The 26,278-nt window shown below is 37.3% G+C and carries 22 protein-coding genes; 16 read left to right on the top strand and 6 right to left on the bottom strand.

The features are described 5' to 3' along the window. Positions 1-29 precede the first annotated feature (29 nt). From flgL to fliT, 7 genes are all read left to right on the top strand, one after another. Positions 30-998, top strand: coding sequence for a flagellar hook-associated protein FlgL (flgL, locus tag BMW37_RS02810; protein ID WP_093317635.1), 969 nt, complete (start codon positions 30-32; stop codon positions 996-998). Between the two features lie 171 nt (positions 999-1,169). Continuing rightward, positions 1,170-2,450 carry a diaminopimelate decarboxylase gene (gene lysA / locus BMW37_RS02805; protein WP_093317633.1) on the top strand — a complete coding sequence of 427 codons (1,281 nt, stop codon included), beginning with the start codon at positions 1,170-1,172 and terminating at the stop codon, positions 2,448-2,450. 29 nt (positions 2,451-2,479) lie between these two features. Continuing rightward, a complete protein-coding gene (locus BMW37_RS02800; RefSeq protein ID WP_093317631.1) occupies positions 2,480-3,427 on the top strand; it encodes a YbgA family protein in 948 nt (315 codons plus the stop codon). Positions 3,428-3,510: 83 nt separating this feature from the next. Beyond that, positions 3,511-6,993: a DNA polymerase III subunit alpha gene (gene dnaE / locus BMW37_RS02795; protein WP_093317630.1), complete on the top strand. Its 3,483-nt coding sequence runs from the start codon at positions 3,511-3,513 to the stop codon at positions 6,991-6,993. 276 nt (positions 6,994-7,269) lie between these two features. Next, complete coding sequence (gene fliD / locus BMW37_RS02790; RefSeq protein ID WP_093317628.1) at positions 7,270-8,778, top strand: flagellar filament capping protein FliD; 1,509 nt, start codon at positions 7,270-7,272, stop codon at positions 8,776-8,778. A gap of 94 nt (positions 8,779-8,872) precedes the next feature. Continuing rightward, positions 8,873-9,289 (top strand): flagellar export chaperone FliS, encoded by a 417-nt coding sequence (gene fliS / locus BMW37_RS02785; RefSeq protein WP_093317627.1) that lies wholly within the window; start codon positions 8,873-8,875, stop codon positions 9,287-9,289. A 99-nt stretch (positions 9,290-9,388) separates the two neighbouring features. Next, positions 9,389-9,757 carry a flagellar protein FliT gene (fliT, locus tag BMW37_RS02780; protein WP_093317625.1) on the top strand — a complete coding sequence of 123 codons (369 nt, stop codon included), beginning with the start codon at positions 9,389-9,391 and terminating at the stop codon, positions 9,755-9,757. 52 nt (positions 9,758-9,809) lie between these two features. Here the strand turns inward: fliT and acpS are convergent, their stop codons facing one another. The 3 genes from acpS to dcd are packed head-to-tail and all read right to left on the bottom strand — an operon-like array spanning position 9,810 to position 11,543. Next, the gene (gene acpS, locus BMW37_RS02775; protein WP_093317623.1) at positions 9,810-10,190 is read right to left on the bottom strand and encodes a holo-ACP synthase; all 381 of its coding nucleotides are present in this window, start codon (positions 10,188-10,190) and stop codon (positions 9,810-9,812) included. Positions 10,191-10,212: 22 nt separating this feature from the next. Continuing rightward, the gene (gene pdxJ / locus BMW37_RS02770; protein WP_093317622.1) at positions 10,213-10,947 is read right to left on the bottom strand and encodes a pyridoxine 5'-phosphate synthase; all 735 of its coding nucleotides are present in this window, start codon (positions 10,945-10,947) and stop codon (positions 10,213-10,215) included. 8 nt (positions 10,948-10,955) lie between these two features. Then, entirely contained in the window at positions 10,956-11,543 is a 588-nt protein-coding gene (gene dcd, locus BMW37_RS02765) for a dCTP deaminase (RefSeq protein WP_093317621.1), read from the bottom strand. Positions 11,544-12,037: 494 nt separating this feature from the next. On the opposite strand from dcd, the gene argS reads away from it, so the two are divergent. Further along, positions 12,038-13,777: an arginine--tRNA ligase gene (gene argS / locus BMW37_RS02760; RefSeq protein ID WP_093317619.1), complete on the top strand. Its 1,740-nt coding sequence runs from the start codon at positions 12,038-12,040 to the stop codon at positions 13,775-13,777. A 233-nt stretch (positions 13,778-14,010) separates the two neighbouring features. Here the strand turns inward: argS and BMW37_RS02755 are convergent, their stop codons facing one another. The 3 genes from BMW37_RS02755 to BMW37_RS02745 are packed head-to-tail and all read right to left on the bottom strand — an operon-like array spanning position 14,011 to position 17,148. Then, on the bottom strand, positions 14,011-14,649 hold the full coding sequence (locus BMW37_RS02755; protein WP_093317617.1) for a phosphatase PAP2 family protein: 639 nt from the start codon (positions 14,647-14,649) through the stop codon (positions 14,011-14,013). Position 14,650: 1 nt separating this feature from the next. Then, a complete protein-coding gene (locus BMW37_RS02750; protein WP_093317616.1) occupies positions 14,651-16,495 on the bottom strand; it encodes a bifunctional alpha/beta hydrolase/class I SAM-dependent methyltransferase in 1,845 nt (614 codons plus the stop codon). A 32-nt stretch (positions 16,496-16,527) separates the two neighbouring features. Next, positions 16,528-17,148, bottom strand: a complete 621-nt coding sequence (locus tag BMW37_RS02745) for a CDP-alcohol phosphatidyltransferase family protein (RefSeq protein WP_342721309.1) — start codon at positions 17,146-17,148, stop codon at positions 16,528-16,530. Positions 17,149-17,590: 442 nt separating this feature from the next. Here BMW37_RS02745 and BMW37_RS02740 point away from each other — a divergent pair, with 442 nt between their 5' ends. The 8 genes from BMW37_RS02740 (at position 17,591) to BMW37_RS02705 (ending at position 26,275) form a co-directional block, all read left to right on the top strand. Then, a complete protein-coding gene (locus BMW37_RS02740; RefSeq protein WP_093317614.1) occupies positions 17,591-18,271 on the top strand; it encodes a FadR/GntR family transcriptional regulator in 681 nt (226 codons plus the stop codon). Positions 18,272-18,345: 74 nt separating this feature from the next. Continuing rightward, the gene (locus BMW37_RS02735) at positions 18,346-19,947 is read left to right on the top strand and encodes an ABC transporter substrate-binding protein (protein ID WP_177168557.1); all 1,602 of its coding nucleotides are present in this window, start codon (positions 18,346-18,348) and stop codon (positions 19,945-19,947) included. Positions 19,948-20,079: 132 nt separating this feature from the next. Then, on the top strand, positions 20,080-21,594 hold the full coding sequence (locus tag BMW37_RS02730) for a carboxypeptidase M32 (protein WP_093317611.1): 1,515 nt from the start codon (positions 20,080-20,082) through the stop codon (positions 21,592-21,594). Between the two features lie 27 nt (positions 21,595-21,621). Continuing rightward, positions 21,622-22,323, top strand: coding sequence for a creatininase family protein (locus BMW37_RS02725; RefSeq protein WP_093317609.1), 702 nt, complete (start codon positions 21,622-21,624; stop codon positions 22,321-22,323). A gap of 55 nt (positions 22,324-22,378) precedes the next feature. Further along, entirely contained in the window at positions 22,379-23,413 is a 1,035-nt protein-coding gene (locus tag BMW37_RS02720; protein WP_093317608.1) for a ketopantoate reductase family protein, read from the top strand. A gap of 83 nt (positions 23,414-23,496) precedes the next feature. Further along, positions 23,497-24,243, top strand: a complete 747-nt coding sequence (locus BMW37_RS02715) for an SDR family NAD(P)-dependent oxidoreductase (RefSeq protein WP_093317606.1) — start codon at positions 23,497-23,499, stop codon at positions 24,241-24,243. A gap of 40 nt (positions 24,244-24,283) precedes the next feature. Continuing rightward, a complete protein-coding gene (locus BMW37_RS02710) occupies positions 24,284-25,315 on the top strand; it encodes an ABC transporter permease subunit (RefSeq protein WP_093317605.1) in 1,032 nt (343 codons plus the stop codon). Positions 25,316-25,372: 57 nt separating this feature from the next. Beyond that, complete coding sequence (locus BMW37_RS02705; RefSeq protein ID WP_425441749.1) at positions 25,373-26,275, top strand: ABC transporter permease subunit; 903 nt, start codon at positions 25,373-25,375, stop codon at positions 26,273-26,275. Positions 26,276-26,278: the final 3 nt, after the last annotated feature.

Below are 26,278 nucleotides of genomic sequence, written 5' to 3'. Positions count from 1 at the left end.
AATAGCCGCGATTAAATAAGGAAATTATCATGATAAGCACAAGCATGATGTATCAAATGCAAAGTAATTCAATCGGTTCAGCTAATGAAAAGTGGTTGACGTCTGGGTTGAAATTATCAACCATGAAACGAGTTGTGAACCCTTCAGATGATGCTCTAGCTGCGTCACAAGCTGTTAGAATTAAACAATCTTTAGGATTAGGTGAGCAATACCAAACAGCACGTAATTTTGCGAACTCAAATATTGCTTTATCTGAAAATGTCATACAGAATGTGAACGGTGTTTTAGCTGAAATAAAAGTTACTATTGTTAATGCAGGTAATACAACTATATCAGATGAAGATAGACTTACACTAAGCAGCCAACTTGAGGGTTTAAAAGAAGAACTTTTAGGGCTAGCTAATACAAGAGATGGGTTAGGTAACTTTATATTTTCCGGTTTTAAAACGGATATACCGCCGTTTGTTAAAGATGATGTGACTGGTGTGGTAACTTACCAAGGTGGTGATACTGCAATGACTCAAAAAGTTAATCCAACTCGTGAGCTTGCAGTGTCTTATTTAGGTTCAGACATCTTTGAAGGGTTGCCTGCAAATCCTGTTTTAGAGCCAGATGATACTCCGTCGGGTATGGGGGGTGTCTTTGATACCCTTGATAAAGCAATAGCCGCTCTAAAAGTTCCACTAGATTCAGGTACGCAAGCAGACAGAGATGCATTTACTGCAGCAATGGATAGTGCTAATCGTGGAATACAGAATGCATCATCAAATGCATCACGAGTTCAAACTGATATGGGGCTTTCTATGCGTGAACTTACCAACCTAGATGATTTAGGTGCACAGGAAAATTTAAACGGTCAAGAGCGTTTAAGTGACATGGTAGATTTAGATCCTGTTAAAGGAATTTCAGAGTACATGCTGAATCTCAATTCTTTACAAGCCTCTTATCAGACGTTTATGGATATGAAGGGTTTATCTCTTTTTAATTTAGCACGTTAAAAAATGATTAATTTAAAAGACCTGCTGTTTAGCAGGTTTTTTTTTGACTGAAATTGAGGATTATATGAATTAATAATGTAAATTTGAGCTCAATCAGCTTACAATGGTACACTATTGATGTACATATCTAAAAATACCCTTTTTATAACTCAACGCTAACTCGTAAAAATAATGAAAAAACATAACCAAACTAATTTATTTAAAGCAAATAGCTTAGCTCAAATATATGAAAAAGAGATGACTCCCTATTGGGCATATGATTTGAATGTCATAAAATCACAAATTGAAAAACTAAAAGCATTTGATGTTATACGCTATGCGCAAAAAACAAATTCTAATATCCATGTCTTAAAATTGATGAAGCAAAATGGTGTTTTTGTTGACGCAGTTTCAGAAGGGGAATTGTTTCGTGCGCTCAAAGCCGGATTTGATAATAAAAAAAATCCAAATGAGATAGTATTTACTGCAGATGTTATTAATCAACAAACACTTAACCTTGTGGTTGAAAATAAAATACCTGTCAATGCTGGTTCAATAGATATGCTAGAACAAGTCGGTAAGGTTGCAGCTAAACACCCTGTGTGGATAAGAATTAATCCAGGATTTGGTCACGGACATAGTCAAAAGACAAATACAGGTGGTGAAAATAGTAAACATGGTATTTGGCATACTCAACTTGAGCAAGCGCTTAATGTGATAAAGAAGTATGATTTAACATTAGTCGGGATACACATGCATATTGGGTCAGGTGTAGATTATGGACACCTAGAACAAGTATGTGATGCTATGGTTTTACAAGTTGAGGAAATTGTAAAACTTGGATTTGATCTTGAGGCGATTTCTGCAGGTGGCGGATTATCAATTCCTTACCATATTGATGGCGCTGAAATTGACACAGAACACTACTTTAAATTATGGAATAACGCTAGGATCAGAATAGAAAATTTACTCAAACACTCTGTATCTTTAGAAATTGAACCTGGGCGTTTTCTTGTTGCCCAATCAGGTATATTAGTGTCAAAAGTTCATGCTGTAAAATTGATGGGACAAAATAAATTCGTGCTAGTTGATGCAGGCTTCAATGATCTGATGAGACCCTCAATGTATGGAAGTTACCATGCTATATCCGTGATAAAAAATAAACCAGATGGTAAACTAGAATGGGCTTGTACTGAAGGTAATGTTGAAGATGTTGTAGTTGCAGGGCCTCTATGTGAGTCAGGTGATGTTTTCACGCAACATGAAGGTGGAGTGGTTGATAAACGTACTTTACCTATTATAGCAGTTAATGATTTACTCGTTTTTCATGATGCTGGTGCATATGGCGCGTCTATGTCATCGAATTATAATTCAAGGCCTTTGATAGCTGAATATGCTTTTGATAATGACAACATAACTTGTATTCGGCGTAAGCAATCAATTGATTCTTTAATTGCACTAGAAGATATTTAAAGGATTATATAACAACAGGATAATTATCTATGAAACTCAATATAGGAATCAGTAGCTGTTTGCTCGGTAAATCAGTAAGATTTGATGGTGGACATAAAGGATTTGCATTTGCCATGAAAGCTCTGTCTGAGTATGTTGAATACATAGATGTTTGTCCTGAAATGGGAATCGGATTACCAACGCCAAGACCAGCCTTAAGATTAACTATGATTAATAATCAAGTTAGAATGACGCTCAGCCAAGATACAACAAAAGATTTTACGCAAAAAATGACAGATTTTGCCACGAATCAGTTTGAGCAGTTTCCCGTTTTAGCAGGTTATATCGTCTGTGCAAAATCTCCAAGCTGTGGGCTTGAAAGAGTGAGACTTTATCATCCTAATGATAATAGTAATCAAAAAATTGGAGTCGGAATTTATACTAGTCAACTCCTAAAGCATTACCCCTGGTTACCAGTTGAAGAAGATGGGCGTCTGAATGATCCTATTATTAGGGAAAATTTTGTAGGAAGGATATTTGCTTTACATGAATTAGAATCTTTAATGCGAAGTGGTATTACAAAAGGCAAATTAGTTGCTTTCCATACTCAATATAAATTGATTCTACTTTCACATAACCAAGCTGATTATAGAACCCTTGGAAAAAAAATTGCACAGCTATCAAACACAGATAAATTAGAGCGTTTTTATGAGGAATATAGAACGCTTTTAATGCAAACTATGTCTAAAATTGCAACACGTAAAAATCATACAAATGTGCTGATGCATATTCAAGGCTATTTTAAAAAACATCTTAACAGAGATGAAAAAGCTGAATTAGCCAACATTATTGAGCGATACCGAAAGGGGATGCTGCCTCTTTTAGCACCACTTACACTGCTAATGCATTATGCTAGGCAGTATGATGAACGTTATCTACTATCTCAACGTTATTTTGAACCTTATCCAGAATCACTGCGTTTACGTTACGGTTACTAATAACCTACAAGCCTATAATAATCTATTTGTATATAATTTGACTGATAGAATGTACAGTATTTTCAAAAATCTAGAGAGTTGTAATGATAGATCCTAAATTTATTCACCTTCACGTCCATAGTGATTATTCTATGGTAGATGGTCTAGCGAAAACGAAGGCATTAATGAAGGCTGCTGGTAGTTTGAATATGCCTGCAATCGCACTAACCGATTTTAGTAACTTATGTGGTCTAGTTAAGTTTTATGGTGATGCACATAATAATGGGATCAAGCCAATTATTGGTGTCGATTTACAAATGATTATCCCTGAACTGCAAGATGAATTTGCTAAATTGACTTTACTTGCTCAAAATCAGCAAGGTTATAAAAATATTACTGCTCTGATTTCAAAAGCCTATCAGCAGGGATATCGAGATAATGGACCTTATATCCATCGGACTTGGTTGACCGAATTAAACGAAGGAATTATTTTACTATCAGGTGGAAAGGAGGGTGATCTTGGCCGGTCCCTTCTTAGAGAAAATCAAGATTTGATTGCTGAGTTTACCGAATATTACCAAACGTATTTTCCGAATCGATATTTTTTAGAACTTGTCCGAACAGGGCGAGATAATGAAGCTAATTATATCGCTAAGGCAATTGAATTAGCCGAACAATGTGAATTGCCTGTTGTTGCAACGAATGATGTGTGCTTCATTAAAGAGAGTGATTTTGATGCGCATGAAATTCGCGTTGCTATCCATGATGGGGTGACTTTAGATGATCCTAAAAGACCTAAATTGTATAGCAAACAACAATACCTTCGAACAGAAGATGAGATGGTTGAGTTATTTAGTGATATCCCTGAGGCATTGACTAATAGTGTAGAGATTGCTAAACGTTGTAATGTTGAACTTAGACTGGGAGAATACTTTTTGCCCAGTTTCCCTACAGGGGAAATGACAGAAGAAGATTATCTTGTTATGAAATCTAAAGAAGGTCTTGAGGAGAGGCTAGTTTTTTTATTTCCTGATAACGAGGTTAGGTCTAACAAACGTCCTGAGTATGATGAGCGTTTAGACATTGAACTTAACGTCATCAACCAAATGGGATTTCCGGGTTACTTTCTAATCGTAATGGAATTTATACAGTGGTCAAAAGATAATGGTATTCCAGTAGGGCCAGGACGTGGATCAGGTGCAGGTTCCTTAGTTGCGTATGCACTTAAAATTACTGATCTTGACCCATTGGAGTATGATCTGCTTTTTGAGCGTTTTTTAAATCCTGAGCGGGTTTCTATGCCTGACTTTGATATCGATTTTTGCATGGAAAAACGAGATAGGGTCATTGAGCATGTTGCTGATATGTATGGACAGCAAGCAGTTTCTCAAATTATTACATTCGGTACTATGGCAGCGAAAGCTGTTATACGAGATGTTGGTAGAGTATTAGGGCATCCATATGGATTTGTAGATAGGATATCTAAGCTCATTCCTCCCGATCCTGGAATGACACTTGAAAAAGCTTTTGAGGTTGAGCCTCAACTATCTGTTATCTATGATAATGATGAAGAAGTCAAATCGCTTATAGATATGGCTAGAAAATTAGAAGGGGTGACACGTAATGCCGGTAAGCATGCTGGTGGTGTTGTAATTGCCCCTACACAAATTATTGACTTTGCACCGCTATATTGCGATGCAGAAGGTAAGCATCCAGTTACTCAATTTGATAAAAATGATGTGGAGTATGCAGGGCTTGTTAAATTTGACTTTTTAGGGCTACGAACTCTTACAATTATTGATTGGGCATTAGGAATGATTAATGCCAGATTACAAAAACAAAACCAACCCCCTGTTGCAATTGAGAGTATTTCCTTAACGGACCCAAAATGTTTTGCTTTATTACAAAGAGCAGAAACTACAGCCGTATTCCAGTTAGAGTCTAGAGGGATGAAGGATCTAATTAAAAGGCTGCAACCAGATTGCTTTGAAGATATGATTGCTTTAGTTGCACTCTTTAGACCAGGTCCCCTACAATCAGGAATGGTTGATAATTTTATTGATAGAAAGCATGCAAGAGAAGCGATTTCTTATCCAGATATTAACTGGCAACATGAAAGTTTACAGCCAGTTTTAGAACCTACTTATGGGATCATTCTATACCAAGAACAAGTCATGCAAATCGCTCAAGTATTATCAGGATACACCCTCGGTGGTGCGGATATGCTTCGCCGTGCAATGGGTAAAAAGAAACCTGAAGAGATGGCTGAGCAACGCTCAATATTTAAAGAAGGAGCTGAAAAAAATGGCGTAGATGGTGAACTGGCCATGCATATTTTCGACTTAGTTGAAAAATTTGCAGGTTACGGTTTTAATAAATCGCATTCGGCAGCTTACGCGCTTGTATCTTATCAGACCCTTTGGCTTAAAACGCATTATCCAGCTGAATTTATGGCTGCGGTGATGACGGCTGATATGGATAATACTGACAAAATTGTAGGATTAGTTGATGAGTGTTTAAGAATGGGGCTTACTGTCCTACCTCCTGATATTAACAGCGGTACGTATCAGTTTCATGTTAATGAAAAAGGTGAGATCGTTTATGGTATTGGTGCGATTAAAGGAGTTGGAGAAGGTCCAATTGAAGCGATACTTGAAGCAAGGCAGCGAGGTGGGTACTTCAAGGAAATTTTTGACCTATGCGCCAGACTAGACTTAAAAAAAGTTACTCGAAGAGTAATGGAAAAATTAATCATGGCTGGTGCTTTTGATAGGTTAGGCCCGCACCGAGCTGCGCTTATGAATTCATTAGATAGCGCAATTAAGATGGCAAGCCAGCATTCTAAACAAGTTTCAAGCGGTCAATTTGATATGTTCGGTGTGCTAGCTGATGAGCCTGAGCAAGTTGAGCAGTCTTATGCAATTGTCCCTCCTTGGCCTGAACAACAAGTTTTAGATGGAGAAAGAGAGACGCTTGGTCTGTATTTATCTGGTCATCCTATCACCCAATATTTAAAAGAGTTAGATCGTTATACGAGTGGTGTTAAACTTAGTGAAGTCCAACCTACAAGCAAAGGGAAAACGCTAATTGTTAGTGGGCTTGTGTTATCTGCAAGTATAAAGGTCACAAAGCGAGGCACGAAAATCGGCCTAATTACTATCGATGATAGGTCAGGGCGGTTAGATTTAATGTTGTATACAGAAGCATTAGAAAAATATCAATCGCTATTACAAAAAGACAAAATTTTAATCGCAGCAGGATCAGTTTTGACTGATGATTTTAATGGTGGGTTTAAAATGATTGTTAGGGAGTTACTAGATATTGCCCAAGCAAGAGAAAAATACGCAAGAGGGGTAAGTTTATATCTAGAGCAAGACACGCTCAATGATAGCTTTATTCAAATGTTAAAACAAACATTAGAGCCTCATTCAGCAGGCGTTTTACCTTTTCATATCTATTATCAACGAATCGATGCAAGGGTGAAAATTACACTAGGAACTCATTGGAGAGTCAATCCTACCGATGAACTTTTGAATGATTTAAAACGTTTAGTAGGTAATCAGCAGGTCTTATTGGAGTTTGATTAAAGTGATACCTTAAAGCACTATTGTGATGAATTTAAAAACATGTAAATAATCAGTACATACTCATCAAAATGGTGTAAAATAGGAAACATAGATTAACATTAATTAACATCCGATGAGGTTTTCTACCTTATTTTTATTGTTTTATTTGATGAGATGCTTAAAGTTTTTAGTGTTTTAGCCGATTTTAGGTTTGTAGTAGGAATTCTTACATTAGTAAAGAAAGACTCATAAATAATCAAAACGAAATACTTTTAGAGTATTAACAAGGAGCCCATTATGGCAGGTATCAGTTCATTAGGTGTTGGTTCAGGTTTAGACTTGCAAGGTCTTTTAGATCAACTGCAAGCAGCAGAACAAACCCGTTTAACTCCATTAACAGCACAAAAAACAACATTCAATAACCAAATTACCGCTTGGGGAATTGTTAAATCATCTGTTGCTAAGCTTGATGCAGCGGCTCAGAATTTGCAAAAAGCAAATGAAATTAACACAACTGCAGTTTCTAGTACGAATAAAGCTTTTAGCGCATCAGTAAGTGCATCTGCTAATCCTGGTAGTTATTCTGTAAATGTGCAGGCGCTAGCAACAGGCCAAATATCTCAGGCAACAATTGGATCAGACAAGAATTCGAATGTTATAAATGTTGCCGATGGCGCTACAACGTTAACTTTTGCACCTAATACAGAAGATGGAAAAGAAGTTAAAATTGAATTTGAAGCGGGTGACTACACATTAGAAGATGTACGCAATAAAATTAATGAAAGCAAAAGCGATGTTAGTGCTGAGATTATCTATGATGCCCAAGGTAAAGGCTATTTAAATGTTTCGAGTAAATCGACAGGTGAAGATGCTGGTTTTACTGTACAAATAACACAGGAAAATGCACCAGCTTTACCAACAAGACCAGCTCCAGAAGGTGAAGAGGAAGCTCCATATTTATTAAATGAAATAGTCGCTAATCTTAATGATCCTGCAAGCCAAAGAACTACAGCTGCAGATGCCGTCATACAAGTTAATGGTATCACAGTTACAAGCGGTACTAATACTTTTAAAGATGTCGTTGATGGTGTAACGATTACTGCTAAAGAAGTTTCACCAAGCACGGGTGAAGGTGAGAATAAGATTTTTGAGGCTGAAACTTTATCAATCACAAAAAGCACAGGTGATTTGAAAGCTGCAATTCAGGCCTATGTTGATGCTTTTAATGAGGTGCAAGCAACCATATCTAACCAGACTAAGTTCGTGCCTGGTAAAGCTGGTGAAGAGTTATCTTCATCCAATGGTGATTTAATGGGAAATGCAGCGCTTCGTAATTTGCAAAACCAATTAAGATCTCAAATTACAAGTTCTCAAGAAGGCGCAATCAGTACTTTAAATAGTCTTGGAATAAAGCTGAATAATACAACTTCAACGGGCGGTAGCGTTCTTAAATTAGAAATTAATGGTGCTACACTCGATAAAGCATTAGCTGATAATGTTGATGGTGTGATTAATTTCCTAGTCGGAGATGGCAAAACAACTGGTTTCGCAACGCAGTCTGCAAATCAGTTAAAATCAATAATGGATAATTCAACAGGTGTCTTTAAAGTACAAGAAGATTCTTTGAATTCAATGATTAAACGTGTTGAAAGAAGTATTGAGAATACAACTTCAAGTATTGAGGCTAACTTAGAAAGAACACGTATTCAGTTTGAACAACTTGATAGAATGATGGCTCAAATGAATAGTACTAGTGCGTATCTAACTCAGCAGCTTGCTTCGTTATCAGCACAAACAAAACAATAATAATTGTTTAAATTTTCTAGGCTTGTGGTATTGTGTTCTGTAATATAGAAACAATTCACAAGCCTATTTTTTTATGAACTATATGAGGTCCAATATGTATTCTCCCGCTAAAGCGAAAACCCAATCCTATGAAAATGTTGGTCTAGAAAGCAGTGTGATGAGTGCTAATCCGCATCAATTGATCACATTGTTATTTGATGGGGCAATCAATGCGCTGCTTCGCGCAAAGATTTTAATTGAGCAAGGCGATTCGCCTAATCATATCGCAGAAAAAGGCTCAGCTATTTCTAAATCGATAGGGATAATAGACAATGGTTTACGTGCTTCTTTGAATCCAGAAGTTGACGGTGAACTTGCAGATAATTTAGATTCACTTTATGGTTATATGACTGATAGATTGGTTCAGGCTAATTTAAAAAATGACGTAAAAAGCATAGAAGAAGTAATTAAGCTACTTACTAACATTGCAGATGCTTGGAAAGAAATTGATCCAAATGCGCCTAAATCATAATGTACGCTAGTGGATGTACATAGCCATCAAAAGACAAATGATGGTTATGTTTTGGGTTTTTAGAATGTGTTTGAAATAATTATTACAGATGGAGCTAATATGCCTAAAAAATTACTCTCTAAATATGAACATTTTTTAGCGCTAACTGACAATATGCTTGTGCTCGCTAAGGCTAATGAGTGGGAGAAATTTGCTGATGCAGAGACTGAGTATTTAAGGTTGTCTGAAAGTCTGCCAAATATAGTTGATATAATTGAAAAGCATCCTGAAATTAGAGATAGGTTTGTTGATATGTGCCAAAAGATTACATCAAATATTGGTGAATTAACATTACTTACCCAAAATTATCAAACATCAGTTAGCCAGAATTTAACAAATTTATCTTGTCAGAAAAAAGTTCATCTTGCTTATACAGAATTTAGTAATCAAGCAATTGAATCGAGAATGTTTAAAGATAGTTTTAGATAAAGAAATCTGTTTTAAGCTCAAAAAGCAACTGATGTTGCATTTTGAAATAATGCTATCGTTCAAAAATTACAACAGCGACAGCATAATGTGTTTCATCTGAAATAGATAAATGGCTTGATTGAATCTGCAAACTATCAGCTATTTCTTTTGCTTTGCCATATAACACCAAAATAGGCTTGCCAGAAGTATCATATTGTGTTCCAAATTGATTAAATGCCAAGCCATCTCTAAAACCAAGACCTAGTGCCTTTGCAGCTGCTTCTTTAGTTGCAAAACGTTTGGCTAGATACTTGATAGGTTGTTTGTGTTTACAATAAGCTAGAAATTCATCCTGTGTTAAGATGCGTTTTGCTAGCTTATCACCAAGAGAACTTACTATTCTTTCGATTCTTTTGATTTCAACAATATCTGTGCCTAATCCAATAATTGCCACATTATTCCCTTTTAAAACTAACTTATTTTTGTCGGGCTTGGGTCATAAGTCGCTTCATTTCTCTTACAGCAACATCTAACCCGTTAAAAACTGCTTGGCCAATAATTGCATGACCTATATTCAGCTCATAAATTTCTGGTATTGCAGCAATCAAACTGACATTATGATAAGTTAATCCATGCCCTGCATTGACTTTCAATCCAAGCTTAGAGGCAAACATCGCAGCATTTTTTATACGTTGATATTCAAACTCAATTTCAGTATCAGTTTTTGCTTGCGCATAACGTCCTGTATGAATTTCAATAAATGGAGAGTTAATTTCAGCTGCTGCTTCGATTTGTGTTATCTCCGGATCAATAAAAAGAGATACTTTAGTATTAATCTCACTCAGTGACTTGACGGTATCTTTAACTTGGGATAAATGCCCTAAAACATCAAGCCCACCTTCAGTTGTCACTTCTTCTCGTCTCTCAGGTACAAGACAAACAAATTCAGGCTTAATTTTAAGGGCAATTTCTAGCATGTCAGGCGTGACTGCCATCTCTAAATTCATGCGAGTTTGAATTGTTTGTCTTAGTAATGCGACATCTCTATCAGTAATATGTCGTCTGTCTTCCCTTAAATGAATCGTAATACCATCTGCTCCAGCTTGCTCTGCGATAAAAGCGGCTTGAATCGGGTCAGGGTAAGAGGTGCCTCTTGCATTACGTAAGGTTGCAACATGATCAATATTTACACCGAGAAAAATTGGGTTCATTCTGGGGCTCACTTATTATCTTGATTAATACGACTTGCGACAGCGCCTTGTTGATCTTGGTATTTCGCATCTTTGCGTTGGTTATAGGGCCTTGCAGCAAAGCCGCTCAGTAGTTCAAAACTAATGGCACCGATGCCCATTCCTGGTCTTAACGCAAGAGGTAATTTGCCAGAGTTATAAAATTCCAGTACTACGCATCCTTGCCAACCAGGATCGATCCTATGCGCAGTGACATGGACCATTAGGCCTAAACGAGCAAGAGATGAGCGCCCATCAAGCCAGCCTACAATATTAGCAGGTAAGGTGATTGATTCATGCGTGACACCTAGCGCTAATTCACCAGGATGTAGAAAAAATGCTTCATCAGTACCTATGATGATTTCATCGCTCATCACGCTATCTAGTGAGGCGGTAACTTCAGTTTTAGGACCACTTAGATCAATATATGGGGCCTTATGCGCCTCAAACACTCTAAACTTATTACCTAAGGTAACATCAGCTGTTGCACCACAAATTTTATCAGAGGCAGGTCTTGGAGTGATGGATATTTTACCTTCATCAAGCCATTTTTCGATATCTGTATCGCATAAACGCATAAAATTTTCCTTAATAAATGAGTACAGCAAACGATATAGAGTTTTATGCTATGAGTTCTTTCAATTATCATTTTAGGACAATATTACAAATAACCCTTAAGCTGCACACCTTAAGGGTAGCTAATAATAGTCAATATACACTCTTTTGCTATCAAACAACTTTGACGTTAATTATAGATTGATAATATCGCATCAGTAAACAAAATGATATAATAGACAGTATATACGCTATGTGTTTTATTTAAAAGGTCTAGAGAGACATTATCTATTTTGATTAGATGGTTTTCAATAATGCCTCTTTGGAATGAAATATTATTTTATTTCAATAAATTAAAAATCTCTGGATATATTTATACCTGAAAGTAATAGAACTTATTTTGAGTGATTAATTCAGATAAGTGGAGGTAAAACACAGCGTGCCTGAGATACTCGAACTATATTAAACATAACGTCATTTTAGACATACAACTTTTATAATTACAAAAGGTACTATTTTGAACATTCAAGTCATTTTAACGCAACATGCACAAGATGCATTTAAAATACTAACTGGTATTGATAACTGGGATCCACAAGTTAAAGTCTCTGCTAAAGCTCAATTTGGAGACTACCAAATTAATGGCATCATGTCAGTTGCGAAGAAAGTAGGTCAGAACCCAAGAGAATTAGCAAGTCAGTTAACTGAACAGCTTAAATTAGATGCCTCAGAGATTTTATTTAATGTCGAAGTAGCAGGCCCTGGGTTTATCAATCTAACCTTGTCGCCTAATTGGCTAGCGAGTCAGTTAAATATCGTTGCTAATGATTCTAAATTAGGATTGACACCAGTTGTGCCTCAGACTGTTGTTGTTGATTACTCTGCACCTAATGTTGCAAAAGAAATGCATGTTGGACATTTGCGTACCACCATTATTGGTGACGCTGTGGTTCGTACATTAGAATTATTAGGACATAATGTGATTCGCGCTAATCATATAGGCGATTGGGGAACACAATTTGGTATGTTAATTGCATATCTAGAAAAAATGCAAAATGAACATGCAACAGACATGGCTCTAACTGATTTAGAAGCGTTTTACCGTGATGCAAAAAAAACTTACGATGAAGATGAAGAGTTTGCTTTACGAGCACGTGGGTATGTCGTTAAGCTTCAAGGTGGAGATGAATATTGTTTAACGATGTGGCAAAAATTGGTTAAGTTAACAATGGCGCAAAATTTTGCTGCTTATGAGCGTTTGAATGTGACATTAACTGAAAAAGATACAATGGGAGAAAGCCTTTATAATTCCATGCTACCTAATATTGTTGCGGATCTGAAAGCAAAAGGTATTGCAGTTGAAAATGAAGGTGCGACGGTTGTTTTTTTATCTGAGTATAAAAATAAAAATGGCGACCCTATGGGGGTTGTTGTTCAAAAAAATGATGGTGGATTTTTATATACCACAACTGATATTGCCTCTGTTAAATATCGCGTTGAAACATTAAAAGCAAATCGAGTGCTATATTACGTAGATTCACGTCAAAATCAGCATCTCACACAAGCTTGGATGATAGCACGCATGGCAGGTTATGCGCCTGAATCAGTTTCACTTGAACATCACCAAATTGGTATGATGTTAGGTAAAGATAGTAAGCCCTTTAAAACTCGCTCTGGCGGTACGATTAAATTAGTTGATTTACTTGATGAAGCTAAAGATAGAGCTAAAGCATTAATATTATCTAAAAACGATTCGATTGATGAAAATGAGCTTGATACCTTAGCTGAAGTGGTAGGGATTGGTGCTGTTAAATATGCTGATTTATCAAAAAATAGAACAACGGACTATATTTTTGATTGGGATAATATGCTCTCATTCGATGGCAATACCGCACCTTACATGTTATATGCTAACGCAAGGGTGCAATCAATTTTTAAACGCTTTGAGATTGATCCAGCAACGTTAAATGCATCCCCTATTACATTACAAGCGCCTGAAGAAATCGCTCTTAGCATCTGCTTGCTTCAATTTGAAGAAGTGATCACAGCAGTCGCTAGAGAAGGTGCTCCGCATATTATGTGTACTTATTTATATGAATTAGCGGGTGCCTTTTCACGCTTTTATGAAGCGGTGTCTATTATGCAGACAGAAGAAATCGAATTAAGAAATAGTCGTCTTCTTTTAGCCTCTTTAACCTCAAAAACGCTAAAAACTGGTTTAACTACCTTGGGAATTAAAACGGTTGAACGCATGTAGCTATCTGTTGTAGTGTTAACCTCATTTTGATGTGTTCACAAAAAGTGAGGTTAATTCTCTACAGTAAATTCTAGTTTAGATTATATTATAGCTGGATATATATTATTGTTCTCTCTTCAGCGAGTGTGATTTTTACCTCTCCACAAAGTAATCATGTCAGCTTGATTAGTCCTTGTCTGATAGTAATAAGTATCCTTTGCTTGCTTAGAACAGCAGATTATTCAATTTCTTTACTAATGTACTTTAACGTTTATTTCTTTTTTTTTTATTAAAAATAAAACCAATCCTCCCACTATCAAGCCTGTTGGAATATCAATAAAATGATGCTGATAGGTGGTTAGCACAGAGATAATGATCAATACTGCGTTGAGTACACAAAGTATCTTAATTAACCTTGATGGAATGTTAAGTAATGCCGCTGTCACGACAACGGTGATACTGACATGTAAAGAAGGGGCTTGATTGTACGGTAAATCAAAACCCACCAAGGTGTCAAATAACCAGCCAAAAATCCCTTCTGTTTCAGGGCGAACGAATGCGAATTTAAGTGGAAATAGGATAAAACAAACGATAGAGATTGCTTGTAAGGCTAAGAGCCTCAGTGCATGAATATCAACATCTCTTTTGTCCCTAAGAGCTAAAAATGATAAGCCATAGAATGCATCTAACAGCCAGTAAGGAATAATGGTCCAAGCAATAAATGGGATATGTTTTTCCCATTCAAAATAAAAGCTGGTAACATCCATTTGGTTTGCTGCATGTTGATTAGCAAATTGGTAGCTTGTAAAAAATATTGGCACCAATAACATTAGCCAAGTTAAGCTTCTGTAAAAAGGTTTAGCTAGCCATGTCTTCATTTCTGATACGTTCATCTTAACGTTTTCTTGCTACTGAAACAGTAAAAATACCAAACTCATCAATACGTTGTTCACATTTTATAAAACCAGCTTGTTCAACTAATTGATCCATCTCTTGTTGGGTTCTTCTTCTCATCACCCAAGGTTGACCATCTCTATGGCTTGTTAGGACTCTTGCTATAAATTCTAGTTGTGGATGCCAAGGTTGATTGGTATAAATTAAATATCCACCTGTTTCAATGGCGTGATACATACCTTCAAGTGATTGGCTAATCAGCGTATTATCATCAAACAATTCATATAAGCCAGAGACGATACCTAATGTTTTTGAGTTAGCAATTGCTTTTAATGAGTCAGTATTAAATGCATCACCCTGTTCGAACTGAGCAATATGACCTAATTGGTGCTCTTTAATTAACTCTCTGCCTTGTTTTACATTCAGCTCACTAAAATCACGTAATAATACCTCTTCTATTTGCGTATTTGGGTGCATTACGTGTATTTTGGCAAGTGCATCTAGTACATACCTTCCATGACCTGCCGCAATATCAATAATTTTAATGGGCTTTTGATGCTTTTGTAGTTGATTGATACAGCGTATCATTAACTCTTCGATATTAACTTTGCGCTGGCGAATGCCTTGCCATCCAATGCTATTGAGGTACTGTTTATCAATGAATTTACCTAAAGTATTTTTACTGATAGGTTGGTTAGTATAGACAAAATCAAGCATACTACCTGAGTCAAATCCAGTCTGATATCCAAGTTGTATACCTTTTGAACAGTATTTTGACAATCCTAATCCTATTTTAATTGTCCGCCAATAAGCTTTTTTCAGATCGAATGAATCTAATGGATCTTCGAGTAATTGTTTTTCTTCATAAGTGTAACCTCTTAAATGTGCTTCTTTTAAATCGACGCTTTGTTCTTGGGTGTTGAACTGTTCTAAAATAAATGGTCTCATTTTTTCGATGGCTAAGTGCCTATCTGCTTCCCCTAAGGTATCATGATAAAATCCGCTTAAACGATGTAACTCTTTACGGGGAGAGCCTAAATGGTGATAAAATTCATATTGAGGTTTATGGTGAACCACCCAATCACTGCTTGAGACTAAAAGTTGGGTAGGGATAGTAATGGCTTTTGCATCAGCAACGATTCGTTCTGCTGTGTCATACAAGCCAAGCAAAATGTTTGATGATATGGCTCTTGAAATTAAAGGATCATTATCATAACTGGCCTGTCTAGTTTTATCATGGGTTAAAAAACGTGACTTGACGTAACTATTGATAAAAAAATTGCCTTTAATTTTTTGCATCACTTTTAGACCTGTTCTGGCAAATGGAACATACAGTTTGACTTTAAATGCAGGTGAAGCGAGGATCATTCCTCTAATTTTGGGAGCATAGTCATGAACATAGGTAGAGGCAAGTACGGCACCGACACTTTGAGCAATCAAAAACATATCATTTTCTTGATGCTGGTACTGTTGGGTAATATGCAACATAAATGATTGTATGTCTCGTACAGAAGTCCCTATGCTAGGGGAGTAGCCACGTTCTCCTGGCGATAGGCCATGTCCTCTTGCATCCCAAGCAAAAAAATCAAAATCAGGTAAATTAAGTTCATCAACTAAATGCGCCATGCGACCAGCATGTTCATGTCCACGATGAAACAGTAATATCGCACCTTTTGCACCACTTGATTGTTCGGTAGAGGCAGTATGTACAGCTGGCGCTTCTATTGCTGTCATAGCATGATTCTGCGTTTGAGAACCATTTTTATTAGTTGCTGGATAAAATCGATAGGAAAGCTCAACGTCATCATGGGTAATAAATGTACGGGTTTCAAAAGATCTATTCATTGTATTGTTCCTTTTTCATGATTAAAATTGGATTAGTGTTCTTGAGTTTTTTCAACCTGTAGTGCATTTTTTATACGGTTATAACAATTAATTAAGATCAATAAGCTTACTAACCAAGGTAAATAACTCGCTAAGTGGCTTAGAGGAAAAGATAAACCTACCCAGAGTGCTAGTGCACCAAAAATGAGGGCTCTATCACTTTTACCTAATGGGCCATCATATCGTCTTTCTACTTTGATGCTATGAGCAAGCACACCACACAACTCAGAAATAATACTTAAAATAATGACGGTACCGATTGAATAAATAGAAAAAGGGGCAATAAAGGCAAAGGGTAAAAATAAAAAAAGATCTGCTATCACATCAGAAAGTTCATTTAGGTATCCTCCTAGGGAAGATTTTTGATTATGTTCTTTGGCCATAATGCCATCGATTGCATTTAAGGCCATGCGCAAAAACATCCAAATAGGCATCAATAAGAATAGAACTGGGTAAGTATTACCGAACATAATTAAAAGGGTACCGACCACGATAGAACCGGTAAGTGCACTTAAGGTAACTTGATTAGCATTTAGCCTTTTTTTAACAAGGTTTGCTGCAATCGGTCTTAATAATTGTACAAATGCTGGTTTAATTTGATAAAGGGTAATCATATGCTGTATTCTCATTGTTTAGAAATTGATACTCGCTGTATACTGGGTTAGTTTTAGTTATCATAGCAACTTGTCGACATAATAGTTTATTCATTTAAGTCTTAGATACTCTAAAATACATAAGTGTAACACTATGAGCTCGATAGTATCATTATTCGATCTACTACCATTTAGCAATCAAATCCCCCGAATCTCCATATTTTGCTGACTTTTCATATTTATCAAGACTTCTAATTTTTAAATCACTCTTTTAGAAGCAATGTAATATTATTTGTCCTTAGGTTGAAAAATGTGATTAAGCTCACAAAATGGATGTGACTTTCTAGTGGATTTTAATGAATTCTGCTAGTTTAAATTAACAGATCAGACCTGTCTGTTCTGTTAGGTCAATTTTAGCGAGGTTAACTAATTTAAGCATTAGATTATAAAAGGAAAAGGATTTATGACCACAAAACGCATCTCTGTGGTTCAACAAGCCGCAACAGAGATTGAATCAAATATTAATCAAAAAATTTGGGCAATAGGCACGCGTTTACCATCTCAAAATGAGTTATCAAAATCACTTAATATTAGTAGGGCGTCCCTACGTGAGGCACTCTCAATAATAGAATCAAAAGGGTTTATTCAAATCCAACCGGGAAAAGGTGTCTATGTCGTACAAGCAGAGGCTAAACCTGAAACATCTTGGCCGTTTAAAAAATATTCTATAACAGAAGTGTTTGAAATTAGGCATGAATTAGAAGGCTTTGCAGCCAGCATGGCGGCAAGAGAAGCAACCGATGAAGAAATCTCCCAGCTTGCGATGTGTATTGAACAAGCCGAAGCTGCGGCATTAGTTGGCGATTTATTAACTGTGCAGAACTGTGATATGGAGTTTCATAGTCAAATTATTAATATCGCTAAAAATAAGTTATTGAGCGCATTCATCAAGCAATTTAGACAACCTGTTAATAAAAGCCAATCGCCTCCGCATGGTGATTACACGATTATGGCACCTACGCTAAAAGAACATGCTGCCATATTTAATGCAATTGCTATGAGAGAACCTAAATTGGCGAAAGAAGCCATGCAATTGCATATCCTAAATGCAGCTTTGCGAGCAAATGTAGAGGTAAGATTTTAATCCGTACCAGCTGTAAACAATAAATGAAGTCATTATGTTTTAAAATTCCACTAATAATTATGAGGATAAGAGCTATGAAAAAATTTGCATTAACGATGTCAGCAAGCTTATTAATGATGATGTCACCTTTAACATTTGCAGATGAGATTAAAACGTTGAAAGTCTGTACTGAAGCGAGTCCTGATGGATTTGATTACTCACTCTATCATGCTAATTCGACAGCAGATGCGTCTTCAGAAGCGATTTATAATCGATTAATTGATTTTGTGCCAGGTACAACTGAATTAAGACCTGCTTTAGCTGAACGTTGGGAAATTAGTGAGGATGGTAAAACTTACACATTTTATCTCAGGCAAGGGGTGAATTTTCATACAACTGATTGGTTTACACCAACAAGGCCTATGAATGCAGATGATGTGGTTTATAGCCTAACGAGGCAGTTAGATGAAACCAATCCTTGGTACAAAACAGCTGTTCAAGGGTGGTTTTATGCACAAGCTATGGATTTTAAAAATCTCATTGAATCAGTTAACAAAATCGATGATTACACTGTACAAGTTAAATTGACAAGATCAGAAGCGCCTTTTCTTGCTGACTTAGCGATGGGATTCACGTCTATTTTATCGAGTGAATATGCCGCTATATTAGAAAAATCAGGCAATTTTAGAGACATGGACACCAAGCCAATCGGTACAGGTCCTTTTGTCTTTAAGCGTTACAACAAGGATCAGAGTATTCGTTACCAAGCAAATGACAGTTATTTCAGAGGCAAACCCAAAATAGACCAACTCATTTTTAGTATTGCGCCAGATGCCTCAGTTCGCCTACAAAGATTAAAAGCAGGCGAGTGTGATGTTATGCTGTATCCAAGTCCACAAGATTGGGCTGAATTTGATAATAATGAGAACCTAACACTCATTAAAGGCAGTGCATTAACCACGTCTTATTTACAATTAAATATGCAAAAACCCCCTTTAGATAATAAGCTTGTCAGAAGAGCACTCGCTTTAGCGGTTGATAGACCTAATTTAATTAATGTGGTGACAGCAGGAGCAGGAACGCCTGCAACAAATCCTTATCCAGAAACACAATGGAGTTACAATAATAATGTGCCAAAATTCGATCTTAATATCGAAGAAGCTAAACGGTTATTAAGTGAAGCGGGATTAGCGGATGGATTTAACATGGAAATTTGGGTCAGACCTGGTACAAGTGGCTCTAACCCAAATCCGAAATTAACAGCAGAATTATTACAAGCTGATTTTCAAAAAATTGGCGTCAACGCAGACATTAAAACGCTTGAGTGGGGTGAATTACTGCGCCGTGCCCGTGATGGTGAACATACGACTGCGGTATTAGGTTGGGCCTCTGATAATGGTGATCCTGATAATTTCTTATCAAATAACTTCTCCTGTTCAGGCTTAGTTGACGGGAGCAATTTCTCAAGATGGTGTGATGAAACTTTTGATCAACTACTCAAAGATGCAAGGGCAGAGACCGATCATGAGAAACGTGTGTTGATGTACCAAGAAGCGCAAGCGATTTTCAATGACACGGTGCCTTGGGTAACACTATTCCACCCATTAAATGCAATAGCGATTAATAAAAAAGTGACAGGCGTCGTGGCAAGTCCATTAACGTTAAACTCTTATGCTGATGCTGACATCATTGAATAGGCTAAAAATATAACATAAGTGAATCAACACAAGTGCGCGCATATTCATTATCGCGCGCACTTAACAACGAAGTTTAAGGCAATCAACTTTCTAAACTAGGTTTTAAAATCGTTTATCAATAGGATGTTATCTATGGTCAATCATGCATTTAACGAACAAATCAGTGAAATTAGTCACCTTCTCAATATTATTAATTTACTTAATTGGGATGCAAGTACAGGCATGCCAGAAAAAGCAAGTGAGAATAGAGGTAAACAAATCGGCCTTCTGAGTAAATTGGCGCAGCAACGTATCTTATCAAAAGAGATGAAAACTGCGGTTGCCCAACTAGATGATAATCCTAACTTGAGCTTAATCGAAAGTCGCAGTGTCAAAGCTGTCAAAAATGCCATCGCCTATTTTGATAAGATCCCAACAGAATTAGTGACTAAACAAGCTGAATTATGTTCTTTGGCAGAAATTGCTTGGAGAGAAGGCCGTGCGACGAATCAGTTTTCTCTATTTGAGCCCTACTTAGAACGCATTGTGAATTTAAAAAAAGAGATTGCAGATAGGGTAGGGTATGTTAATCATCCGTATGAAGTGGCGACAAATGAATTTGAGACCGGACTTCAAGTACCTGTATTAAAGTCGTTATTTGAACAATTAAAAGCACGGTTAGTGCCATTAGCAAAAAAGGTGCATCAAGCCCCTAAGCCCAATAATGATTTTTTATTTAGATCTTTCCCAATTGAAAAACAACGTGCATTTTCACATTCCTTAGCCTCTAAAATTGGCTATGATTTTAAAAGGGGACGTTTAGATACCACCACACATCCGTTTGAAATTTCAATGACAAGGGATGATGTTCGAATTACTACCCGTTTTAATCCTAATTTTCTAAATGCAGGCCTGTTTGGTACCTTGCATGAAGCAGGTCACGCTTTATATGAACAGAATGTGGCCCCTGAATTAAATCAAACCGCACTTACCTTAGATCTCATCGGATTATATGCGGTTGCTGGAACAAGCTATGGTGTTCATGAGTCTCAATCAAGGCTTTGGGAAAATAGGGTAGGTCGCTCATTTGAATTTTGGCAAAATCATTATGGCTTATTGCAAGAGACATTCAAAGGAACATTGGATGATATTTCACTTTCTGACTTTTATCGAGCAATCAACCGCTCTGAGCCAAGTTTGATTCGTGTCGAAGCGGATGAATTAACGTATGATTTGCATATTATGCTGCGAGTTGAAATTGAAATGGGATTAATGGATGGCAGCTTATCTGTAAAAGAGTTACCTGAATACTGGCGCGCTAAAATGCAAGAATATCTTGGTATTATGCCAAGCACTGATACTGAAGGGGTATTACAAGATATCCATTGGTCAAAAGGTATGATAGGTTCATTTCCAACCTATACGCTTGGTAATGTCATGGCTGCACAATTTATGCAGGCTGCATTAAAAGAGGCGCCTTATCTTGACCAAGATCTTTCCCAAGCTAAATATGATTCTTTGCTAAGTTGGCTGACTAAGAATATTTTATCTCATGGTAGAACGTACACGCCTGACGAGTTACTGATGAACGTTACAGGTAGAGGAATTGATCCTTCTGACTATTTAACTTATCTAGAGCAGAAGTTTGCTAAGTTGTATGATCTTTAATTCTAAACAATATATCAAGGAGTCATTGTGAAAATTGCAGATATGAATTGGATGCAAATAGAAGAGTATTTAAAAACCGATGATAGGGTGGTTGTGCCCTTAGGCAGTGTTGAGCAGCATGCTTACTTAAGTATGGCCGTGGATATGATTTTAGCTGAAAAAGTCGCAGTAGATGCAGCAGAGCCGCTAGGCATTCCTGTCTATCCCGCGATTCCTTATGGCATTACCCCATATTTTGCTGGATTTGCGGGCACTGTTACGCTCAAGGTCTCGACTTATGTTGCATTAATTCAAGATATGTTAGATAGCTTAAAACGCAGTGGCTTTAAACGTATCGTATTAGTTAACGGACACGGTGGAAACCAACCAGCCCAAAGCGCTGCAGCAGAATGGATGTTGAACAATCCAGAGGTAAAAGTTCGCTTTTATAATTGGTGGAATGCGCCAAAAACGCTTGCGGCTGTGAGGGAAATTGATCCTACTTCATCTCACGCATCTTGGATGGAAAATCTACCTTGGACAAGGTTAAAAGAGGCACCTTCTCCTGACCATCAGAAACCCCCTATTGATTATCAACGCTATGCCATTATGAATGCAGAAGAATCAAAAGCGTATTTAGCAGAAGGCAATTTCGGTGGATGGTTTCAAAGAAGTGAAGAAGATGAGCTCGCAATGTGGAACGTTGCTGTTAATGAAACACGTGCCATTTTAGAAGGGCCTTGGTCATAAATAGAGTGCTGAATCTCTTATTGAGTCATGAATGAAGTTTTAAAATGAGGTTAATATGAATAATTCTCAATGTGTCATTTGGGGCGCAGGGGCAATGGGCGGAACGCTGGCGGCTTATTGGATTAGAGCTGGATTTGACGTTATTTTGGTCGATAGTAATCAAGAACATGTTAATGCGATAAACAGCAAAGGATTAACGATTAGTGGCCCGATTGAAACTTTTTCGGTGCCAGCTAAAGCTTACTTGCCAGAACAATTAGCACAGAATTTTTCCCATTCATTTGAACACATATTTTTGTGTACCAAGGCATTACACACCGAAAAAGCATGCGAACAGTTACGGCCTTTTTTAAGTCCTACGGGAGTGGTTATCTCGGTTCAAAATGGCTTAAATGAACATACAATTGCCCGTATTGTAGGTCAACAGAGAACCTTAGGATGCTTTATTAATTTCGGCGCAGATATTCTTGAACCAGGCCATATTCATTATGCTGGTAGAGGGGCGGTGGTTCTTGGTGAAATGGATGGATCGATTTCAGATAGAGCGCAGACGATATTAGAATGGATGAAGCAATTTGAACCTAACGCAATTGTAACGGATAGAATTTTTAGTTTTTTATGGGGAAAATTGGCCTATGGGGCGCTCCTTTTTGCCACTGCACTGACCAATGATTCGATTGTTGATATTTTGCATCATCCTAAATACCGTTCAGTTCTCATTGCACTTGCAAAAGAGGTTTGTGCTGTTGCTAAAGCACAAGACATTCCTTTAGAAGGATTCAATGGGTTTAATCCAGATGCATTTACAGCTCAAGCCCCTATTGAATTGAGCCATGCTTCGATTGATGACATGGTCGCATTTAATCGAAAATCAGCTAAAACGCATAGTGGAATTTGGCGTGATTTAGCAATACATAAACGTAAAACAGAAGTTAATGAACAGTTAGGTGTGATTATTAAGATCGCAAGTGAATGTGGGATTAATACACCGTTATTAAGTGCTTTGGTTGATGGTATCCACCTCATTGAAGATGGGCAACCGCTTTGTGCCTCTAATCTAGAGAACTTAATTCGGATCAATCAAATATAATCAATCATTTTTAATGATAATTAGATTGGTAATAACATTTTTATTTAAGGTAGCTTATTATCTCTTTGTCAAAGGAGTCAGTTATGTCATTTAATTTTACCGGTAAAACAGTCGTTGTGACAGGTGCGGCTCAAGGCATTGGCCAGGCGATTGCCTATGCATTTGCGAAACATGGTGCATCCGTCTTTGTATGTGATATAGATGAAAATCTTCTACAAGAAACAGTCAAAAAATGTGGTGGAACGACACAAGGGCGTCAAGTTGACGTGACCAATCAGCAAGCGGTGAAAGCGTTTATCCAAGAGGTTGGTTCAGTTGATATTTTAGTCAATTGCGCAGGAGGCGTTCGAGGGCAAGAAGGTAAGCCTATAGAATCGATTACGGTTGATGAATGGCGCGCTTTATTTGAAGTCAATACAGATAGTACATTTTGGTGTTCACAAGCAGTCGCCCCACTTATGAAAGAAAAAGGATTTGGGCGTATTATCAATATTTCAAGCGGTGCAGGATTAGGGATAAGTTTGACGGGAATTCAAGCGTACGCATCTTCTAAAGCCGCCCAAATTGGTTTAACAAGGCAACTTGCTCATGAATTAGGCCCCTATGGTATTACGGTTAATAGCATCGCACCTGGGTTTGTAAGATCAAATCCAAGCAGTGAAAAGCAATGGCAGAAATTTGGGGAAGAGAAACAAAAACAGATTTTAGATTCCATCGCAATGCGTCGATTAGGCAAGGCTGAAGATATTGCAAATGGTGTGCTTTTTTTTGCGTCTGATGCGTCCTCTTGGATTACTGGACAAATATTGAGTATTGATGGGGGCAAATAAATTTTCTTTTCATCATATTACGAATTATTAGGTAGGCACAATGTTAACATTTATTTTAAAGCGGTTATTGATGCTAATCCCCACTTTTTTGGGAATTACATTACTCACGTTTAGCTTAGTCAGGTTAATTCCAGGTGATCCTGTAGAAATTATGATGGGTGAGCGTGGATTGGATCCTGCATATCATGCAGAAGTTTTAAAGAATTTAGGGTTAGATCAACCCCTGCATATCCAATATGGGCGTTATTTAATGGATATTCTACAGGGAGATTTTGGGCGATCATTTACCTCACAAGATACTGTTTGGGCTGAATTTTTCGAAAGATTTCCAGCAACCTTTGAATTAACAATATTTGCAATGTTATTTGCTGTGGTAGTTGGCATTCCTCTAGGTGTGTTAGCCGCAGTAAAACGAGGTACTATTTTTGACCATGGTGTTATGGGGCTTTCTTTAACGGGATTCTCTATGCCAATTTTTTGGTGGGCACTGATCTTAATTATGTTTTTCTCAGTCGGGCTTGGCTGGACGCCGGTTTCTGGGAGAATCAGTTTAGATTACGATATAGAGCCTATCACAGGGTTTATGTTAATTGATGTCATCTGGGCACATTTTACAGATCCTTATCTGATGGAAGGTGCATTCGTAGATGCTTTGAAACATCTGATATTGCCGACGATTGTATTAGGCACCATCCCGCTTGCGATCATTTCTCGTATGACCCGTTCTTCAATGTTAGAAGTGTTGAAAGAAGATTATGTAAGAACGGCTTATGCTAAAGGATTGTCACCTCGTAAAGTCATATTCGGACATGCGCTTAAAAATGCATTAATTCCAGTCGTGACCGTTATTGGTTTAAGTGTCAGTGCAATGTTAGGTGGCGCCGTGTTAACTGAAACATTATTTGCTTGGCCAGGAATAGGAAAATGGCTTATAGATGCTATTGGTAAAAGAGACTACCCTATCATACAAAATGGCATTTTATTAATTGCGACATTGGTTATCTTTACTAATCTAGTAGTTGATATTTTATATGGTGTGATCAATCCAAGAATTCGTCACGGCAAGTCTTAAGGAGTTTAAGTGAAAAATATTGATTCTATAGAGAGCAGTGCGAATCTTAATCAAGAGATAGCCACAGCACTTGCAAAAACAAAACAACTATCTCAACCTTCAACACTTTGGTCATTTTGGATTAACTTTAGTGCAAATAAAGGGGCAGTATTTGGCTTGATTTTTTTAATCATGATCTTACTAGCCGCAATTTTCGCCCCTTTGATAGCACCTCACGATCCTATTGAGCAATTTAGAGATGCATTAAGAGTCCCACCTGCTTGGACTGAAAAGGGCAATAGCACTTTTTTATTAGGTACTGATGAAGCCGGCCGAGATATTTTTTCAAGAATTATTCATGGTGGCAGATTATCGCTCTTTATTGCCGCCTGTGCTGTAGTATTTGCGGTGATCCCAGGGGTAATATTAGGTTTGTTAGCGGCCTTTTTTCCTAGAACGCTTGGGACAGTTATCATGAGGGTTGTCGATGTGATGTTATCGCTTCCTACATTATTACTCGCTGTTGCGATAATGGCGATTTTAGGGCAAGGATTACTCAATGCCATGATAGCAATTGCAGTAGCCTCGTTACCTGCATATGTTAGGTTAACCTGCGCAACAGCTATGACAGAGCTGAATAAAGAATATGTCTTGGCTGCAAGAGTCGCAGGAGCAGGAGTATTGAGATTAATGTTTATTACATTGCTCCCAAATTGCTTAGCGCCTTTAATTGTTCAAATGACGATGAGTTTTTCTTCCGCTATTTTAGAGATTGCGGCACTTGGTTTCTTGGGGTTAGGGGTTAAGCCTCCTGCACCTGAATGGGGAACAATGCTTGCCTCAGCAAGGGAATATATCACTCAATCATCTTGGATTGTGACCTATCCTGGGCTCACCATTTTATTATCGGTTATCTCTATTAATCTTATCGGTGATGGCTTAAGAGATGCGCTCGATCCTAAATTAAAGCAAGCAAGTTAAGGA

The organism is Thorsellia anophelis DSM 18579, from assembly GCF_900111395.1.
GTDB lineage: Bacteria > Pseudomonadota > Gammaproteobacteria > Enterobacterales > Thorselliaceae > Thorsellia > Thorsellia anophelis.
This window is presented reverse-complemented; position numbering and strand designations above follow the sequence as displayed.

What these genes read in the sequence shown, in the direction of transcription:
- BMW37_RS02740 (WP_093317614.1), top strand. Translation starts at nt 17,591, where the DNA reads ATGACCACAAAACGCATCTCTGTGGTTCAACAAGCCGCAACAGAGATT.
- BMW37_RS02750 (WP_093317616.1), bottom strand. Translation starts at nt 16,495, where the DNA reads ATGAATAGATCTTTTGAAACCCGTACATTTATTACCCATGATGACGTT.
- lysA (WP_093317633.1), top strand. Translation starts at nt 1,170, where the DNA reads ATGAAAAAACATAACCAAACTAATTTATTTAAAGCAAATAGCTTAGCT.
- pdxJ (WP_093317622.1), bottom strand. Translation starts at nt 10,947, where the DNA reads ATGAACCCAATTTTTCTCGGTGTAAATATTGATCATGTTGCAACCTTA.
- fliD (WP_093317628.1), top strand. Translation starts at nt 7,270, where the DNA reads ATGGCAGGTATCAGTTCATTAGGTGTTGGTTCAGGTTTAGACTTGCAA.
- BMW37_RS02720 (WP_093317608.1), top strand. Translation starts at nt 22,379, where the DNA reads ATGAATAATTCTCAATGTGTCATTTGGGGCGCAGGGGCAATGGGCGGA.
- BMW37_RS02800 (WP_093317631.1), top strand. Translation starts at nt 2,480, where the DNA reads ATGAAACTCAATATAGGAATCAGTAGCTGTTTGCTCGGTAAATCAGTA.
- BMW37_RS02730 (WP_093317611.1), top strand. Translation starts at nt 20,080, where the DNA reads ATGGTCAATCATGCATTTAACGAACAAATCAGTGAAATTAGTCACCTT.
- fliT (WP_093317625.1), top strand. Translation starts at nt 9,389, where the DNA reads ATGCCTAAAAAATTACTCTCTAAATATGAACATTTTTTAGCGCTAACT.
- dcd (WP_093317621.1), bottom strand. Translation starts at nt 11,543, where the DNA reads ATGCGTTTATGCGATACAGATATCGAAAAATGGCTTGATGAAGGTAAA.
- BMW37_RS02735 (WP_177168557.1), top strand. Translation starts at nt 18,346, where the DNA reads ATGAAAAAATTTGCATTAACGATGTCAGCAAGCTTATTAATGATGATG.
- BMW37_RS02710 (WP_093317605.1), top strand. Translation starts at nt 24,284, where the DNA reads ATGTTAACATTTATTTTAAAGCGGTTATTGATGCTAATCCCCACTTTT.
- flgL (WP_093317635.1), top strand. Translation starts at nt 30, where the DNA reads ATGATAAGCACAAGCATGATGTATCAAATGCAAAGTAATTCAATCGGT.
- BMW37_RS02715 (WP_093317606.1), top strand. Translation starts at nt 23,497, where the DNA reads ATGTCATTTAATTTTACCGGTAAAACAGTCGTTGTGACAGGTGCGGCT.
- dnaE (WP_093317630.1), top strand. Translation starts at nt 3,511, where the DNA reads ATGATAGATCCTAAATTTATTCACCTTCACGTCCATAGTGATTATTCT.
- BMW37_RS02755 (WP_093317617.1), bottom strand. Translation starts at nt 14,649, where the DNA reads ATGAACGTATCAGAAATGAAGACATGGCTAGCTAAACCTTTTTACAGA.
- BMW37_RS02745 (WP_342721309.1), bottom strand. Translation starts at nt 17,148, where the DNA reads ATGATTACCCTTTATCAAATTAAACCAGCATTTGTACAATTATTAAGA.
- fliS (WP_093317627.1), top strand. Translation starts at nt 8,873, where the DNA reads ATGTATTCTCCCGCTAAAGCGAAAACCCAATCCTATGAAAATGTTGGT.